This window comes from Brevibacterium sp. GP-SGM9, from assembly GCF_047300845.1.
Lineage (GTDB): Bacteria > Actinomycetota > Actinomycetes > Actinomycetales > Brevibacteriaceae > Brevibacterium.
On record NZ_CP178563.1, the window covers coordinates 3578385 to 3594999 of the forward strand.

At 67.4% G+C, this 16615-nt stretch carries 15 protein-coding genes; 5 read left to right on the plus strand and 10 right to left on the minus strand.

Features of this window, described 5'->3' with window-relative positions; all coding sequences use genetic code 11:
- Positions 1-27 precede the first annotated feature (27 nt).
- The 3 genes from ACH82I_RS15990 (at position 28) to deoC (ending at position 2635) form a co-directional block, all read left to right on the plus strand.
- Positions 28-489, plus strand: coding sequence for a cytidine deaminase (locus tag ACH82I_RS15990; protein ID WP_413336773.1), 462 nt, complete (start codon positions 28-30; stop codon positions 487-489).
- Positions 490-581: 92 nt separating this feature from the next.
- A complete protein-coding gene (locus ACH82I_RS15995; protein WP_413334041.1) occupies positions 582-1871 on the plus strand; it encodes a thymidine phosphorylase in 1290 nt (429 codons plus the stop codon).
- Between the two features lie 110 nt (positions 1872-1981).
- A complete protein-coding gene (deoC, locus tag ACH82I_RS16000; protein WP_413334043.1) occupies positions 1982-2635 on the plus strand; it encodes a deoxyribose-phosphate aldolase in 654 nt (217 codons plus the stop codon).
- Positions 2636-2722: 87 nt separating this feature from the next.
- Here the strand turns inward: deoC and ACH82I_RS16005 are convergent, their stop codons facing one another.
- Positions 2723-4534 (minus strand): phospho-sugar mutase, encoded by a 1812-nt coding sequence (locus ACH82I_RS16005; RefSeq protein ID WP_413334045.1) that lies wholly within the window; start codon positions 4532-4534, stop codon positions 2723-2725.
- Between the two features lie 11 nt (positions 4535-4545).
- Positions 4546-5355, minus strand: a complete 810-nt coding sequence (locus tag ACH82I_RS16010; protein WP_413334047.1) for a purine-nucleoside phosphorylase — start codon at positions 5353-5355, stop codon at positions 4546-4548.
- A 45-nt stretch (positions 5356-5400) separates the two neighbouring features.
- Between ACH82I_RS16010 and ACH82I_RS16015 the strand changes: the two genes are divergently transcribed.
- A complete protein-coding gene (locus ACH82I_RS16015; protein WP_413334049.1) occupies positions 5401-6450 on the plus strand; it encodes a GNAT family N-acetyltransferase in 1050 nt (349 codons plus the stop codon).
- 36 nt (positions 6451-6486) lie between these two features.
- Here the strand turns inward: ACH82I_RS16015 and ACH82I_RS16020 are convergent, their stop codons facing one another.
- The 8 genes from ACH82I_RS16020 to ACH82I_RS16055 all read right to left on the minus strand — a co-directional run bounded on the left by ACH82I_RS16020 (position 6487) and on the right by ACH82I_RS16055 (position 15234).
- Positions 6487-10134, minus strand: a complete 3648-nt coding sequence (locus ACH82I_RS16020) for an FtsK/SpoIIIE domain-containing protein (protein ID WP_413334050.1) — start codon at positions 10132-10134, stop codon at positions 6487-6489.
- 211 nt (positions 10135-10345) lie between these two features.
- Positions 10346-10810: a pilus assembly protein TadG-related protein gene (locus tag ACH82I_RS16025; protein WP_413334052.1), complete on the minus strand. Its 465-nt coding sequence runs from the start codon at positions 10808-10810 to the stop codon at positions 10346-10348.
- Positions 10811-10844: 34 nt separating this feature from the next.
- Complete coding sequence (locus ACH82I_RS16030) at positions 10845-11357, minus strand: hypothetical protein (RefSeq protein ID WP_413334053.1); 513 nt, start codon at positions 11355-11357, stop codon at positions 10845-10847.
- On the minus strand, positions 11350-11772 hold the full coding sequence (locus ACH82I_RS16035; protein WP_413334055.1) for a TadE/TadG family type IV pilus assembly protein: 423 nt from the start codon (positions 11770-11772) through the stop codon (positions 11350-11352). Before ACH82I_RS16035 ends, ACH82I_RS16030 begins: the two co-directional genes overlap by 8 nt.
- Positions 11769-12008, minus strand: a complete 240-nt coding sequence (locus ACH82I_RS16040) for a hypothetical protein (protein WP_413334057.1) — start codon at positions 12006-12008, stop codon at positions 11769-11771. The genes ACH82I_RS16035 and ACH82I_RS16040 overlap by 4 nt, the downstream gene beginning before the upstream one ends.
- Before the next feature lie 91 nt (positions 12009-12099).
- Positions 12100-13038 (minus strand): type II secretion system F family protein, encoded by a 939-nt coding sequence (locus ACH82I_RS16045; RefSeq protein WP_413334058.1) that lies wholly within the window; start codon positions 13036-13038, stop codon positions 12100-12102.
- Positions 13035-13997, minus strand: a complete 963-nt coding sequence (locus ACH82I_RS16050) for a type II secretion system F family protein (protein ID WP_413334060.1) — start codon at positions 13995-13997, stop codon at positions 13035-13037. Before ACH82I_RS16050 ends, ACH82I_RS16045 begins: the two co-directional genes overlap by 4 nt.
- A 13-nt stretch (positions 13998-14010) precedes the next feature.
- Positions 14011-15234 (minus strand): CpaF family protein, encoded by a 1224-nt coding sequence (locus ACH82I_RS16055; RefSeq protein ID WP_413336774.1) that lies wholly within the window; start codon positions 15232-15234, stop codon positions 14011-14013.
- 244 nt (positions 15235-15478) lie between these two features.
- Between ACH82I_RS16055 and prfB the strand changes: the two genes are divergently transcribed.
- On the plus strand, positions 15479-16603 hold the full coding sequence (gene prfB, locus ACH82I_RS16060; RefSeq protein ID WP_413334062.1) for a peptide chain release factor 2: 1125 nt from the start codon (positions 15479-15481) through the stop codon (positions 16601-16603).
- Positions 16604-16615 lie beyond the last annotated feature (12 nt).

The window sequence follows — 16615 nt, forward strand, 5'->3', positions numbered from 1 at the left end:
TCTGCAGATGTCGAAGCCTCCGAACAAGTGTGGAGCGAAGAGCCCGCCCCCGTCTCGGTCGATGAGTTGAGCGAGGGCACGTGGGCGTTGCTGCGAGATGAAGCAGCGCTAGTCATGACGAGGGCCTACGTGCCCTATTCCTCGTATCCGGTTGGCGCAGCGGCCCTCGTCGATGACGGACGTATCGTCAGCGGCTGCAATATCGAGAATGCCTCCTTCGGGGTCACCCTCTGCGCCGAGTGCTCTCTGGTCACGGACTTGTTCATGTCCGGCGGCGGCCGCCTCGTCGCCTTCGACTGCGTCGACGGCAACGGCAGCACCCTCGTCCCCTGCGGACGCTGCCGGCAGCTGCTGTTCGAACACGGCGGCAACGACCTGGTGCTCAACATGCCCAGCGGCCGCTCTCCGCTCTCCGTCGTGCTGCCCGAGGCCTTCGGACCTGACCACCTGCGCGCCCATGCGCAGGACCAGCACGCTGGGAAGCACTGAACCGAGGATCGCATTGAACCGAGGATCGCCGAGGTGGACCTGCAGTCCCGCGGCAGGTTCCGGGCCGAGATCGAGAACGAAGGACTGACACCGTGACCGTAGAGGCATTCGACGCCGTGGACGTCATCGCGACCAAACGCGACGGACGTGCACTGAGCAAGGATCAGATCGATTGGGTGATCGACGCCTACACCCGCGGTGTCGTCGCCGATGAGCAGATGGCCGCCCTGGCCATGGCGATCTTCATCAATGACATGGAACCGGCCGAGATCGCTGACTGGACGCAGGCGATGATCGCCTCGGGTGAGCGCATGGACTTCTCCTCTCTGTCCCGGCCGACCTCGGACAAGCATTCGACCGGGGGAGTCGGGGACAAGATCACCCTGCCGCTGGCGCCTCTCGTCGCGGTCTTCGATGTTGCCGTGCCCCAGCTCTCCGGTCGGGGGCTCGGTCATACGGGAGGCACGCTCGACAAGCTCGAATCCATCTCGGGCTGGCAGGCGGGACTGAGCAACGAGGCGATCCTCGGTCAGCTCGACGACCTCGGTGCGGTCATCTGCGCCGCCGGATCCGGACTGGCCCCGGCGGACAAGAAGCTCTACGCGCTGCGCGACACCACCTCGACGGTTGACTGCATTCCGCTCATCGCCTCCTCGATCATGTCGAAGAAGATCGCCGAAGGCACCGAAGGGCTCGTCCTCGACGTCAAGGTCGGATCCGGGGCGTTCATGAAGGACCTGCCCAAGGCCCAGCAGCTGGCCCGGACCATGGTCGACCTCGGTAAGGCCGCCGGGGTCAAGACCTCGGCCCTGCTCACCGATATGTCCACGCCGCTGGGTCTGACCGTCGGCAACGCCCTCGAGGTCCGGGAATCCGTCGAGGTCCTCGCCGGCGGCGGGCCCTCCGACGTCGTCGATCTTACGGTGGCACTCGCCGAGGAGATGCTGCGTTTGGCGGGCAGGACCGACGTCGACGTCCGTGCGGCGCTGAGCGACGGACGTGCCATGGACGTGTGGAAGCGTATGATCCGCGCCCAGCACGGCGATCCCGATGCCGCCCTGCCGGTGGCCGAGCACACCGAGGTCGTCACGGCCGCCGAATCCGGGGTCGTCACGAAGCTCGAGGCCCTGTCCGTCGGGGTCGCCTCGTGGCGGCTCGGTGCCGGTCGAGCGCGCAAAGAAGACCCGGTGCAGGACGTGGCCGGGATCGAACTCCATGCCAAGCCGGGAGACACCGTCACCGCGGGGCAGCCGCTCATGACCCTGCACACCGCGACACCCGAACGCTTCCCCAGGGCACTCGAATCCCTCGAGGGCGCGGTCGTGATCGGCGGAGACGCCAGCGGAGTGCCCGAGTCGATCGTGTTCGAGAAGATCACCTGAGACACTGAATTCGCAGACAACTCTCGCAGACAACCACAGCACCACTCGTCACGACACAACCACCAGTCACGACAGCACCAATCGCAGCACCACCCACACCGGAGGACACCATGACCAGCCGATCCGACGTCGCCGCCATCATCGACCACACCCTGCTCAAGCCCGAGGCCACGCTGGCCGACGTCGACGCCCTCGTGGCGGAGGCTAAGGAACTCGGGGTGCTGGCGATCTGTGTGTCGCCGTCGATGCTGCCGATCACCGATCCGGGCGAGCTCGTCGTGGCCACCGTCGTCGGGTTCCCGAGCGGTCAGGTCAAGCCCGAGATCAAGGCCGCCGAGGCACAGCGCGCCGTTGCCGACGGCACCGCCGAGGTCGACATGGTCATCAACATCGGGCAGGCCATCGCCGGTGACTTCGACGCCGTCGAGGCCGACATCCGCGGCGTCGTCGAGGCCAGCGGGGACGCCCTGGTCAAAGTCATCATCGAGTCGGCCGCACTCAGCGATGAGCAGATCGTCGAGGTCTGCCGTCGCGCCGAGACCGCCGGCGCCGGATTCGTCAAGACTTCCACCGGGTTCCACCCCGCCGGCGGTGCCAGCGCCCACGCGGTCTCCCTCATGCGGGAAACCGTCGGGGACCGCCTCGGCGTCAAGGCCTCCGGCGGAATCCGCACCCTCGAGGCCGCCGAAGAGATGATCGCCGCCGGCGCCTCCCGACTGGGTCTCTCCGGCTCCGCAGCGATCCTCGGCGCCCTCGACGCCTGACCCCACCCCGCCCCTCCACTGCTACCTGACGGGGGCCCAGCAACCTTGCGCAAGGTAGCTGGGCCCCCGTCAGGTAGTAGTGGGGTGTCAGAGGCCGAAAAAGGTCTTGAGTTCTGTGCTGATCGAGTTGAGGCGTTCGCCCAGGGCGGGTTTGAGTGAGGCGCTCGCCGAGGCTGTGGTGACCCGCAGTCCCGCCGCGCGGACCGCGCGGCTGTCGGCTTCGGCAGCGGCCGCGAGTCCCTCGGGGTCGGTGACGACCTCAAGGTAGCACTTGAGCTTCGGCTCGGTTCCCGAGGGGCGCACGATCACCCGCGAATTCGCCTCGGAAAGCAGTAGGATCCCGTCGGTGGCGGGCAGCCCGTCATACCCGGCCGAGAGGTCATGGACCTCGATGACGGGGGAGCCGGCCAATGTGCGCGGAGGATTCTCCCGCAGCTTCGTCATCGCCGCCGCAATGAGCGAGACGTCCTCGAGGCGGAAGCTCAGAGGCGCGGTCGCGTAGTACCCGTCACGGGTGCGGATCCGGTCGAGCTCGGCATCGATGCTCGATCCCGATTCCTTGAGCCGCGAGGCCAAGGCGGCAAAGGTCACCGCCGCAGAGATCCCGTCCTTGTCGCGCACCGCACCCGGATCGACGCAGTACCCGAGGGCCTCTTCGTAGCCGAAGACGAGTCCGGGCACACGGGAGATCCACTTGAAGCCCGTGAGCGTATTGCGGAAGTCGAAGCCATGGGCGGCGGCCGCGGCACCCAGCCCGCGAGAGGACACGATCGAGTTCGCGAACACTGCTCCGTTCGGCCCGCTTTCAGCTAATCGCGCGGCGATGTCCTCGCCGAGGAGGAGCCCCACCTCGTCGCCGGACAGCTGCCGGAACCCGGTGGCCGCGGTCTCATCGGGGATCGCTGCGGAGAACCGGTCCGCATCCGGGTCGTTGGCGATGATGAGTTCGGCACCGACCTCCCGGGCGAGGGCATAGGACTCGTCGAGTGCGCCGGCCTCCTCGGGGTTCGGGAAGGTCACGGTCGGGAAATCCGGGTCAGCGGCCTGCTGGGAGGCCACCGGATGGAGGTTCGTGAAACCGGTCCGCTTCAGGGCCGCCTCGGCGACGCCCGCACCCACGCCGTGCAGAGACGTGAGCACGATTGGCAGGTCCGCACTCGCCTGAACTCCCAGGGAATCGATGCGGGAGAGATACTCCTCGACGATCGAGCCATCGAGGTGCTCCCACCCGTCTTCGGCACGCGGCACCGAGGCCACGGACTTGACCGCGGCGATCTGCTCGGCGATGAGCGCATCGGCGGGGGCTACGATCTGCGCTCCGGCACCGGCGAGGGCGGCGTCGGGATCGGATTCGATGGCCTGCAGCGGACGCTGACCGAGGTAGACCTTGTAGCCGTTGTCGGCCGGCGGGTTGTGGCTGGCGGTGACCATCACCCCGGCATCGGCGCCGAGGTTGGACAGGGCGAAGGCGAGCAGTGGAGTGGGCAGCTGGTCGGGCAGCTGGATCGCTGTGCCGCCGGCGGCGGTGACGACCGCGGCCGTATCGCGCGCGAACTCGGAGGACTTGTACCGGGCATCGCAGCCGATGACGACGGTGAAGCCGGGCCCGACGGTCTCGGACAGGAACGCCGAAAGACCGGCCGCGGCGCGGATGACCACGGCGCGGTTCATCCGGTTCGGCCCGGCCGCGATCTCCCCGCGCAGGCCGGCGGTGCCGAAGACGAGGGGGCCTGCGAACCGATCCTCGAGATCGGCGATGGCCGCCTCGTCCCCAGATTCGGCTGCGGCGAGGATGTTCTCCAGGGTCGTGGCGGTCTGTTCGTCGGGGTCATCGGCGATCCAGGCGCGCACCACCTCGGCGTCGAATCCTGCGGTGAAGCGATCGGCTACACGGGTCATGGCTGCCTCCTTCAGAGCTTCGCGATGATGTCGGCGAGCAGCTGCGAGATTCGTGGGGCCGCAGCGACCCCGGCCTCGATGACCTCGGCGTGGGAGAGCGGGGTCTCCTGGATGCCGGCGGCAAGGTTCGTGACCAGGGAGATGCCCATAAGTTCCATGCCTGCCTGACGGGCCGCGATCGCCTCGAGCGTCGTCGACATTCCCACGAGATCCGCGCCGAGGATGCCCGCCATACGGACCTCGGCGGGGGTTTCGTAGTGGGGTCCGCGGAACTGCGCGTAGACGCCTTCGTCGAGAGTCGGGTCGATCTCCTTGGCAATCGCCCGCATCCGCGGCGAGTAGAGGTCGGTGAGGTCGACGAAGTTCGCGCCCTCGATGGGGGAGGTGCCGGTGAGGTTGATGTGGTCGGAGATGAGCACCGGTGTGCCGGCCGCCCAATTGCGGTTGAGGCCGCCGCAGCCGTTGGTGAGCACGAGGCTCGAGCAGCCGGCGGCAGCGGCGGTGCGCACACCGTGGGCGACGGCGCGCACGCCCTTGCCTTCGTAGTAGTGGGTGCGCGAGCCGAGCACCAGGGCGTGCTTGCCGTTGGCTTCGATCCGGATCGTGCGCAGCGTCGCCCCGTGGCCTGCGACGGCTGGGGCGTGGAAGCCGGGAACTTCGGAGGCCGGGACTTCGCTGATCGTCTCGCCGAGGAGGTCGGCCGCTCCGCCCCATCCCGAACCGAGGACGAGAGCAATGTCATGCGCATCGATTCCGGCCGCCTGGTTGATGGTCGTGGCCGCGGCGCTCGCGGCGGCGGTAGGATCGCTTAAGTCAGTCATGACGCCAAGATTATCAAGTTCCGACCCCTCCAAGGAGCGAAACCCATGCCGATTCGAGAGCTGAGCGATGGCGACGATCTGCGCTTGAACGAGGTGTTCGCCGACGCCGACACTCCCGCCGCGCACATGGCCCGTTCCCTCTTCCATCCGTCCTCGGACGCCCCGCTGCTGCGCTCCGTGATCGCCGAGGTGGTTCCCGGAGTTCCCGTCGGAGCCGCCGCGATCGCCGAATCCCCGCTCCACCCCTACCGGGCGTGGGTCCACGTCGAGGTCGCCGCCGAAGAGCAGGGCCGCGGTCAGGGCCGGGAGCTCTTCGACGCCGTGTGTGCCGAAACGCAGGGCACCGCCCTCGAAGGCCTTGACCTGCGAGCCCGCGTCCAGGCCGGCAGCTCCGGTGCGGGTTTCGCCGAGGCGCTCGGCTTCTCCCCGCTGACGACGACCCGGGTGATCAAGGTCGCTGCCGGTGCGCTGCCGCCCTCCGGTGGGGGCCGTGCCGAAGATCTCGAGATCGTCGCCACCGGATCGGTCAAGCTGACGAAGGCGTTCCTCGCCTGGTACCAGGCCGTGAACCGGGACGATGCGGCCGGTCCGCTGACGATCGGGCAGGTGAGCAGTGCGTTCCTCTCCGAAGCCGCGGGCGCCCACGGGGCCGCCCTGTTGAACGGAGAGGCCGGGACCGCCGAGGCGGGTGGGCTCAGCGCTTTCGCCGTGTCCTATGCGCGTGAGGCCGATGAGACCGCGGGAATGGCGGCGATTGCCGGGCAGGCCGGCGGCGAACAGGGTGCCGGTCAGTCCGGTTCCGGGACTGCGGTCGTCGACCAGGTCGATGAGGAACCGCCCACCGAACTCATCCTCGGGTCGATGTTCGAGACCCGCGAGGACCGCGACGATGCCACGGACGAAGAGTTCGCGGCCGCCGTCGCCGATGCCGAACTGCTCCTGGCCAGACTCTCCGTCGATGCCGATGTCGTCCTCGAGGTCACGAGCGGCATGCCCGTCGTCTCGGCCTTGGCGGACCGACTTCTCGAGAACGGACAGGCCAGCGAGATGTATCGCTACGAGACACTGGCGGGACCTCCTGCGGATGTGAGCTGAGCGGCGGGTCCAAGGCCGGGTGCTGGAGCGCCCGGTTCAGGACCGTGAGCTGAGCGGCGGGGCGGCCTCCCCGCGGCGTCCGCCGGGCAGAACAGGCTCGGTGTCGGTAGGAAACAGCCGCACCACACGAGCCCGCTGCTCCATGACGAGCCACCCGCGGCCGGGCTGCCCCTCGAGGGGAGCCAGGCGGAGGATCCCCAAGGCGGTGAGGTCCTGCCGACTGTGGGAGCCGAGGAGGAGCAGCGGGCCCATGTTCTGGGCTTTCGCCAAGGATGATGCGTAGCCGGGTGTGAAGCGCACGGGCATCGTCACGACGTGGGTCCCGCCGTCGAGCAGGTCGAACTCCTCCGGGCTCGACTCCAGATGCGCATCATCATGGACGAGGACGGGCAGGCCTGCGTCTTCGAGCCTGCGGGTGAGCGTGCTCTTCCCGCTCTGCGGCGAACCGCGGACGGTGAGCACGGGTCCTTCCCGGACCGGATCCCAGCAGACGATCTCCCCGAAGGCATCGACCCCGAGCGGGATCCCCGTCCCACGCGGCACCGACTCGTCCACCCTCTCCGGCGGACGATCGAATCCGCGCCACCGCGGTTCGAACCCCCGCCGCTGGTCCTGTCCGTGTGCCGGTCCTCCCGTCTCGTCGAACTCGGCGGGAAGCAGCTGGACATCGGCACCGTCGCGGCCGGCGAGGCTGCTGCTCGGCCCGACGATCACGGCCCGCCAGTCCGGCCAGTCTCCGACGAAGCGCTGCCTGGAGAGTCCGACGCTGAGTCCGTCGCCGCCGGCACTCGGCGGGAAGATCAGCTGCGTGGAAAAGCCTGCGGACGTGGCTGCGGAGGTTCGACACCCGGCCACTAGGAAAGTCAGCCCCAGGCTCGAGGAGTGCTTGAGCAGGCGTTCGGCCTGATCAGCCCAGTGGTGGTCGAGAGAATCGACGAACTCACCCCAGTTGCCGCATACCACGACCGTGGGAACACGTGTGCGTCCCAGGTGGTCGAGCACGGTCTGCAGCCGCCACCCGGTCTCCATCCCGGATCGGACCTCCGCCCACTCGAGCGCCGAGGCGATGCGTCCCAGTGCGACGATCCGATGCGTCCTCGCAGCAGCCTCGGCAAGTCTGACCAGGACGGACGACACATGCTCGGTTGCGTGGCCGATGACGATGGTCGATCCGTCGATCTCCGGGGTATAGGTCCACACGCTCTGACGCTGGCGGGAAGGGATGTCGATGATCCCGGTTGCGGTAGTGCGGATGTCGGGATCGTCTTCGGTTCTGACCCCGCGTTCGAGATCGGCCAGCCGCGGCAGGCTCGGCAGCACCACCGTCCGTGCAGGGGACGTCGTCGACTCTGCCCGGGCGGCGGTGATGATGTCCTCGGAGCGGATCCCGTTGACCCCGCTGCCCGCGGGAAGACCCTGCCCGGGAACCCAGGGTCGCAGCCGGGGACGGTGGACCACCTCGGCGGCGGAGGCATCGGCGATCGGCACGGCGACCCGGAACCTGCAGACCTCCGACCCCGAGTCGAGGCAGGCCGCCCCGGGAGTGTCCGGCGGCAGATGAGCCGCGGCGGCGACGCCGATCACGTCATAGGAATCGGTTTCATCCCGCACCCGCAGGCACACGCGAATGTTGATGTTCGCCTTCATATGTCCGGTCACGACCCCCAGGGGGCGCTGCGTGGCGAGGATGAGGTGGACCCCGAGGGAGCGTCCGAGTGCGGTGAGATGCTCCAGCAGCTCAGCGGCCTTGGGATGAGTGGCCATGAGGGCATGGAACTCGTCGATGACGACGACCAGCCGCGGCGGTGGATCGGTCGATTCGAGCACATCGGAGCAGCCGTGATCGGCGAGGAGACGCTCCCGCCGGGTGATCTCGGCGCGCACCGAGACCAGGGCGCGGAACGCCGCCGCAGAGTCGAAATCGTTGAGGACGCTGTCGGTGTGCGGCAGATCCTCCAAAGGGGAGAAGGTCGCCCCGCCCTTGAAATCGATGAGCACGAACCGCAATCGCCGAGGCGGGTGTGCCAGAGCCATCGCCAACAGCCAGGTCTGGAGCAGCAGGGATTTGCCGCTGCCCGTCGTGCCCGCGACGAGGGCATGGGGTCCGTCGCCGAACAGATCGATGCCGACGGTCCCTGTCTCCCCACGGCCGATCATCACCGGCCCCGTGTGCGTCTGGCGCCACCGTGCCGCGATGGCCTCCGGCGAGTGATCGCAGAGATCGCCGAGGCCGTGGCTGGGCCACCGTTCCTCGGTCTGGCTCGCGTGCCCGTGCTCGAGGGTGATGAATCTGCCCGGCGGCATGAGAGTGGCCACGAGTGCCTCACCGGGGACCGGTCCGTTCGGTGCCGAGGACGCGGTGGTGCGGGCCTGGGCGAGGCCACCCAGACGCAGGGAGATCGCCGAGTCGGCCGCGGGTGCCTCGAGCTGCAGGCTCACCCGGTCGTCGGGTCGGGCGGAGAGATCCGTCTCCCGACCTTCGCCGTCGCACAGGCGCAGGCGCACCCGTTGTTCGGCCGCCGAACCAAGGAAAGCAGTTGCTGAGTCCTCCGCTGCCGAGCTCACAAAACGTGTCCCCTGCAGTTCGGGGAGTGTGAGCAGGGCGGCCGACGGGTCCCAATCGACGCCGGGCTCGCTCAGCCAGGCCAGTGCCATGTGCCGCAGCTGTTCGGACTCACCGGTCACCGCCACCGAGGTGGTCAGCGGGTCGATGCGAATCGGCACCTGATCGAGGATGACGGTCCCGTCCCGGTGATCGGCGTACGGGCGAAGCTCCTCGCTGATGGTGATGTCGGAGAGGACCGATCCGAATCCCAGACAGAGACCGGTCCCGGAGCGCACCGTGCGCGTGTGATCGGCGATGACCGCCGTCAGTCGGTTTCGCGCGCGTTCGAGGGCAGCAGCTCGGTCGATCTCGCACTGGCGCGATTCGCGGGCGAAGCGCTTCTTCTCCATCGCGTAGGCGACGTAGCCCGACAGCGGGGCGGAGGCGCTGAAGAGGAGGAACCACCACATTCCCGTGAGCACGGCGAGGGCGATGCCGATGCCTATGGGGATGAGGAAGGTCCACCACTGCGGCGGTCGGGCCGGATGCGGATCGTCCACCGCATCGGGCGCCATGTGGTCCGAATCCGTGGTGCGGTGGGGAGGGGCACGGATCACCGAGGCGGCTGTCCGTGAAGTGCGAAGGGGTGCCATGGTGTCGGAGGCCGGCGCGAGGATCGTCGCTCCCATTCTCGCGAAGGCGCTGCCATGGGAGGGATCGAGTTCGAGCCGGCTCGGCCTCCGCGGGATGCACGGGTCGAGGATGGTCAGACTCGACGGATGGGCGACACGGCTCAGTGAGGTCGACCGCGGGTCGACGTTGAGGGTGAATCCGGCATCGGGCCCGGCCAGCACGGACACCGAGGTCGAGGAGCGGCCGCGGTGGAGGAAGCGGGCGCCCACCGTCGTGACGGGGTTGAGCGAGTGCCAGCGTCCCCAGCTGATGGTGAGCGCGATCGTCTCCGGGGACGGGCCGTCGGCCGGGAACCGGTTGCCGTCGAGGAGGTCGGAGGCAGTGAGGACGGGGCCGAAGACGGCACGGAGCACATCGAGCACGCGTTGTTCGGAGTCGGCCTCGAGCACGGCGCTGCGGATGTTCGCGTTCGCATCGATGCGATGGACGAGCCCGAGAGTCTTCATGATCCCCAGGGTGCTGGGGACTCGGCGGTGTCGCAAGGCCCGGGTTCGGGCCTGTGGAAACCGCATCTGTATCCACAAGCCTGCAATGGGCGAGTGGCAGAGTCTTCCACAGGAAACGACGTTGGAGTCGGAGCAGTCGGTCAAGGAGGCTGGATCTGCCCGGCAGGCGGTTCGGCCGACCGGAGGCCTGTCCTGCAGATGTCCCGTCCGGTCAGGAGATGCGGAGGGATCCTCTGGCGTAGGCGGTGGCGTTGAGGCCGATGAGCTCGGGTACGAAGGCCGAGAGCAGCGGTGGCGAGTAGCCGGCGCGGAGTCGGATGACGACAGAATGCTCACCGTCGGCATCGGCACTCAGTCGCAGATCCTGCATGCCGCGAGGGGTGGGCACCGCGGCCACATAGCGGCCGGCGGCACGTTTGGCAGCAGGCGGTGAGAACACGAGTCCGGGTTCGTCCCCGGGCGCCGGTTCGAAGGAATCGGAGGCGGCCAGGGCCGCGGAATCGGCGACGCTCTGGAGTTCCCGCCTGGCCATGTGCAGGTCCGTGAGCGCGGCGATGAGGAACGCGAGCAGCAGGGCGATGACGACGAACCCGATCGCCAGCGGAGTGATCGAGCCGCCGTCTGCGCCCCCGCTCGGTTGGGCCGGAGCTGTTGTCTCGCGCGCTGCCTCAGCCACTCCTGTCATGTCAGCCGCAGTCTCGCCTGCCATATCAGCCTTCTCCGGTGGTGGCGACGACATCGGAGTGGCTGGCACGGAGGGTGATGTGCGGGGAGCGATTGGCTCCGAAGAGCAGCGGGAAGCCGGGCAGAGACACCTTCGTCTCCACCCGTGCGGTGACCAGGGATCCGGCGCGTTCACAGGGTCCGGCACATGAGTAGGCGATGCTGATGGGCACATCCTTGAGCCCGAAGTCGCTGAAATGCATCGTCGCGACTTCATGGGCACGACGTTCTGAGGGATCGGCATCTCGGGCGGCGATGCGGGACGCCGAGATGGCCGTCGAAGTCGTGGCGTAGCTGGCCGCCTGCAGCTGGGAGATGGCGAGCATGAGGTAGACGACGGGGATGAGGAGCACGATGGAGGCGAAGATGAACTCGATGACGGCGGTCCCCGAATCGGGCGCGTCTTCCTCAGCCGCTGCCGCAGGCTCAGCGGCGCTCGCGTCCACCTCCGAACGCGCGCCTTCCTCCGAGCGCCCTGCTTTTTCGGAACGCTCAGTCACGGTCGATGTCCTCGACGATCGACCGACCGCGCAGCTCCCACACCTCGGCGGGGCCCCACAGTCCGATCACGGGCAGCGGGGTGGTCACCCGCACCTCGACGATCTCGACCTGCCCTCGCCGTGACATCGTCACGGTCACCTTATCGGCATAGCGCTCGCCCACGGAGACCCGGATGAGATCGGAGGCCAGTCGCTGTCCGTCGCGGGGACTCTGATCGGCCAGACTGGCCTGCCGGGCACCGGCGATGGCGGAGTCGATGACGGTGTTGCGCACGTGGATGACCAGGCCGATCTGCAGCGCTCCGGCGAGGACGAGCGCGAGCAGGGAGGCGATGAGTGCGAATTCGGCGATCGCGGATCCCGAATCCGCGTCCTCCGTCTCTGGACGGGAGGACTGCCACCGGCGTCGACTCACCCGGCGCCCCTGACCTTGTTCATAGCGTCCTGGAACATCGAGGTGAAGGCCTCGCCGGCCAGTGCCCACAGGGCGACGACCAACCCGGCCGTCATCAGCGTAATGAGCACCCACCCGGGGACGTCCCCGCGGTCGGGTACGTCCGTGTCATCGGGGCCATCGCCTCGGCGTTTCGGGTCGGCGGCGCCGACACCGGCGATGAACGCCATGAGGCGGGCGTAGAGATCGGTCAACATGGTGTCTCCTTCTGGGATGGCGGCGGTCGCCGCATCCGATGGGCGGTTCTCGGTGAGTCCCGGGCTGGCTCGGCTCGAACGAAGATGATCATCACGGTCCGAGGTCGAGCACGGTCAGGGACGGGAAGACGGCGAAGATGACGGTCACAGGTAGGACGAAGACGACGACCGGAATCAACATGCCGATCTCTTTCTTCCCGGAGAGCTCGAGCAGGCGCCGGCGTGACTGTTCACGAACATCAGCGGCCTGGGCACGGAGGACTTCGGCCAGGGGAGTGCCGCGGGTCATCGACACGGCCAGGCCGTCGACGAATTGGACGATCTCGGGGATGGCGATGCGGGTCGCCATGCCATCGAGAGCCTCGACGAGCGGTGTTCCGGTGCGGGTCGCCGCCAGCGCCGTGCGGAGTTCGTCGACGAGGTCGCCCGAGCAGGTTCGGCACACACGTTCGAGGGCTTCGACGATCCCCTCACCAGCGGTGATCGAGAGTGCAAGGAGTTCCGCGACTGTCGGGAATTCGGCCAGCACGCGTGATTCGTGGCGGTTGATGGCCTGGCTCAGCCGCCAGTCGTTGATGATGTGGCCGGCGATGCCGCCGGAGACGATGAGGATGCCCGTGACGATGGGGGAGAAGCCGCGCTGTGCCGAGAGCAGTCCGGCCACGAGTCCGGCGGCGATCATCCCGACGAGGATGCTCAGCACCTGGTTGATCCGGAAGCGTTCGATCGAAGCATTCCCGCCGAGGCGGTTGATCCGCAGGCTCAATGTGGCATCCGTGGTGATGCGGGAGGTCACCCACAGTGCCGCAGATACCGCCATCGACCTGAGCAGACCCCACGCCCCTTCCGAGCGTGGGGTCGGAGGCGCATAGATGTCGATGAGGGATTCCTGATCCCGCAGGTAGGGGGCGATCCGCGAGGACAGACTCGGTCTGCGCAGCGGAGGCAGGGAGAGGACGAGCACGCAGAGGGCGAAGCCGTTGAAGAGTCCCAGCAGGATGATGGTGAGCGGATCGGTCAGCACACTCATGCGGCCTCGGCCCCGTGCCCCGCACTCCCGTCGAGGCCGAAGCCCCGATTCTCCTCGGCCCGGTGGTGGATGGAGACCAGCGAGGATCCCTCGATGACACGAGGTTCGCTCGGCAGCCTCCCGATCCTCTTCATCGCCTGGTACGCGACGAGGGAGACGATGAAGCCCGCAGCCAAGAGGATCAGTCCGGTCTGCGAGTTGTAGGCGACGGCCGTCTCCGGGCGGGTGGAGAGGAAGGCGAGCACCACCCAGGGGGCCGCGACCGCCAGCCGGGCGCCGTTGACGGTCCACTGCTGGCGAGCCGAGAGCTCATTGCGGGTCCGGGCGTCGTCGCGGACGAACTGAGCCAGCGCCCGCAGCATCGTGCCCAGATCGCTGCCGCCGACCTGCCGGGTCACGCTCAGCGCCACGACGATGCGGTCGGCCACGGGGTCGGCGCTGACCTGCCGGAACCGTTCGAGGGCGAGGGCGAAGGAACCACTGGCCCGGTACTCCTCGGCGAAGACCTCGAAGAGCGGACGCAGCGGTTCGGGACCGCGGTGAGCCAAGGACCCCAGGGCCTCGGGCAGAGAGAGCCCCGCCCGCACCCCGGAGTTGAGATGATCGAGGGTCTCGGGCCAGAGTTCGCGTCTCATCACCTGCTTGCTGCGGGCCCGATGCTGAAGGTAGCGGTGAGGCAGCCAGGAGCCGAAGAGGCCGAAGCACAGACCGATCGCCCAGGAGCCGGTGAGGACGGTTCCGACGACGGCGACGAGGGCGAAGACCACGGTCGAGAGGACAATGAGATGGCCGGGGTGCATCCGCGGGAACCCGGCACCGGTGAGCATATCGTCGAGTTCGCGAACCCACCGCCCCTGCACCCGGGTCCCAGGTCGGCGCTGCCACAGCGACATCCAGATGAGGAACAGCCCCGCACCGAAGCAGGCGGCGATGAGCAGGCTCGACTGCGAATAGCTCATGCCGGGTCCCTGCTCATGCCGCTTCCAGAATCGTGTGCAGATCTCGACCGATGGCAGAGAAGCGCTCGCCGAGGTGGCCGAAGCCCTGACCGCGCACCAGCTGTCCGTGCGGCGAATGGAAGATCGTGTCGAGTTCGACGACATCGCCTTCGACTCCGCCGGGGACCGCGCAGATCTCGGAGACGCGTCGGACACCGGAGGATTCGCGCCGCAGGTGGACGACGAGGTCGAGGCTGACGGCGACGGTCGGCACGACGAATGAGGAGGAGATGTTCGCCCCGGCGAGCAGCGGCAGGGTGCAGATCTTCGTGATCGCCGCCCGTGCCGAGTTCGCATGCAGGGTGCCCATCCCCGGCAGTCCCGAATTCAAGGCCACGAGCAGGTCGAGGCTCTCGGCCTCACGGACCTCGCCGACGATGATGCGCGTCGGTCGCATCCGCAGCGCCTCCTTGACCAGGGCGCGCAGGCTGACCTCGCCGGTGCCCTCGAGGGAGGGTTGACGGCATTGCATGGGCACCCAGTCCCGGCTGGGGAGGTTGAGTTCGAAGACCTCTTCACAGGAGATGATGCGTTCCCGGGCGGGAATGGATCCGGCCAGGGCGTTGAGCATCGTGGTCTTGCCTGCCTGTGTGGCTCCGGAGATGAGGATGTTCGCACCGCTGGCCACGGCCGCGTCGAGGAACTCCGCGGCGGCTGGGGTCAGCGAGCCTTGGTCGACGAGGTTCGCCAGTTTGCGCGGACGCTGGATGAACTTGCGGATATTCACCGCAGGGTGGGCTCGGGTGATGTCGGGAAGGACCACGTGCAGACGCGAACCGTCGGGCAGGATCGCGTCGACGAAGGGTTGGGAGAGATCGACCCGGCGGCCGGAGGTGCGCAGCATCCGTTCGATGAGGTCATCGAGTTCGCCGGCGGTCAGCTTCGTCGTCGTCAGCTGGTGGACGCCGTCGAGGGCGATGAAGACCTCACTGGGACTGTTGACCCAGATCTCCTCGACTCGGGGATCGTCGAAATAGTCCTGCAGAGCCCCGAACCCGGAGAGCTGATTGTCGATCGTACGGAATGTCGCCTCCTTGTCCTCCAGAGGCGGAAGATCGGCGACAAGGCTGCGGTCGTCGTATTCGGCGATGACCGTGCGGATGAGCTCACGGGAGCGCTGCACATCGGTGCGCGGGTCCACGTCGAGGTCTCTGATCCTCTTGTGAACCTCGGTCTTGATCACCTCGACGGCTTCCACATTGAACCCCTGGAGTACAGACAGCGACATTCGGTTCTGACAGCGTGATTTGCGTTTAATCTAGCTGTAGTCGGTTCATTTTTCTACAGTTTTCGGTGATTTGTGGATAACTTTCAATTGATAAAAACAACTGACATGGATGTAGTTTGCGGGTTTTACGGATTGCATTTTCGGCGTGCGGACTGCTCCGCCTCGGCGCCCATCGTCGTTGCCGTTGCCGAGGATGCACTAGGCTGGGATCATTATGGCCGCTGATTACTCCGCTGAAATCGCCAACCTCCGCCAGACGTACAAAGCGATCCTCGACGTGTCCGATCTGGACAATCTGCGTGACGAGGTCGCCGAGCTCACGGAGGAAGCGTCCTCACCGACATTCTGGGACGACCCGGATTCGGCGCAGAAGACCTCGGCCACGCTCTCGCACAAACAGGGAACGCTGGAGAAGCTCGAGAAGTTCGGCCAACGCATTGACGATTCCGAACTCCTCATCGAGATGTCCGAGGATGAAGGCGACTCCGACGCCCTGGCCGAGGCCGAGCGGGATATCGCGAAGCTGCGCGAACAGCTCGCCGAACTCGAGATCTCGACCCTGCTCAACCACGAATACGATGAGCGCTCCGCCGTCGTGACCGTGCGCTCCGGAGCCGGCGGCGACGACGCCACGGACTGGGCGCAGATGCTCACGCGCATGTACGTCCGCTGGGCGGAGAACCGTGGCTACAAGGTCCAGGAACTCGACACCTCCTACGCCGAAGGCGCGGGCATCAAGTCCGCGACGATCCAGGTCAACGCCCCCTACGCCTACGGAACCCTGTCCGTCGAAGCCGGCACTCACCGCCTCGTGCGGATCAGCCCCTTCGACAACCAGGGGCGCCGACAGACCTCCTTCGCCGCCGTCGAGGTCGTCCCGCTCATCGAATCGACCGACCATGTCGAGGTCGACGAGAACGATCTGCGCATAGACGTCTACCGCTCCTCGGGCCCGGGCGGACAGTCGGTGAACACCACCGACTCGGCCGTGCGCATCACCCACATTCCGACCGGAGTGGTCGTGAGCATGCAGAACGAGAAGTCGCAGATCCAGAACCGTGAGGCCGCGATGCGCGTCCTCCAGTCACGCCTGCTCGACCTCAAGCGCAAAGAGGAAGCCGCGCAGAAGAAGGAGCTGGCCGGCGACATCAAGGCCAGCTGGGGCGATCAGATGCGCTCCTACGTCACGCACCCCTACCAGATGGTCAAGGACCTGCGCACCGGCTACGAAGTCAACAACCCCTCGGCGGTCTTCGACGGCGACCTCGACGGACTCATCGAAGCCGGCATCCGCTGGCGCAAGCAGCAGGAGAACGCCGAAGAAGAGGCCGCCGGCTGACCCAGCCGCGAA

Coding starts and splice junctions, on each gene's coding strand:
- deoC (WP_413334043.1), top strand. CDS start 1,982: ATGACCAGCCGATCCGACGTCGCCGCCATCATCGACCACACCCTGCTC.
- ACH82I_RS16005 (WP_413334045.1), bottom strand. CDS start 4,534: ATGACCCGTGTAGCCGATCGCTTCACCGCAGGATTCGACGCCGAGGTG.
- ACH82I_RS16010 (WP_413334047.1), bottom strand. CDS start 5,355: ATGACTGACTTAAGCGATCCTACCGCCGCCGCGAGCGCCGCGGCCACG.
- ACH82I_RS16015 (WP_413334049.1), top strand. CDS start 5,401: ATGCCGATTCGAGAGCTGAGCGATGGCGACGATCTGCGCTTGAACGAG.
- ACH82I_RS16020 (WP_413334050.1), bottom strand. CDS start 10,134: ATGAAGACTCTCGGGCTCGTCCATCGCATCGATGCGAACGCGAACATC.
- ACH82I_RS16040 (WP_413334057.1), bottom strand. CDS start 12,008: ATGTTGACCGATCTCTACGCCCGCCTCATGGCGTTCATCGCCGGTGTC.
- ACH82I_RS16045 (WP_413334058.1), bottom strand. CDS start 13,038: ATGAGTGTGCTGACCGATCCGCTCACCATCATCCTGCTGGGACTCTTC.
- ACH82I_RS16050 (WP_413334060.1), bottom strand. CDS start 13,997: ATGAGCTATTCGCAGTCGAGCCTGCTCATCGCCGCCTGCTTCGGTGCG.
- prfB (WP_413334062.1), top strand. CDS start 15,479: ATGGCCGCTGATTACTCCGCTGAAATCGCCAACCTCCGCCAGACGTAC.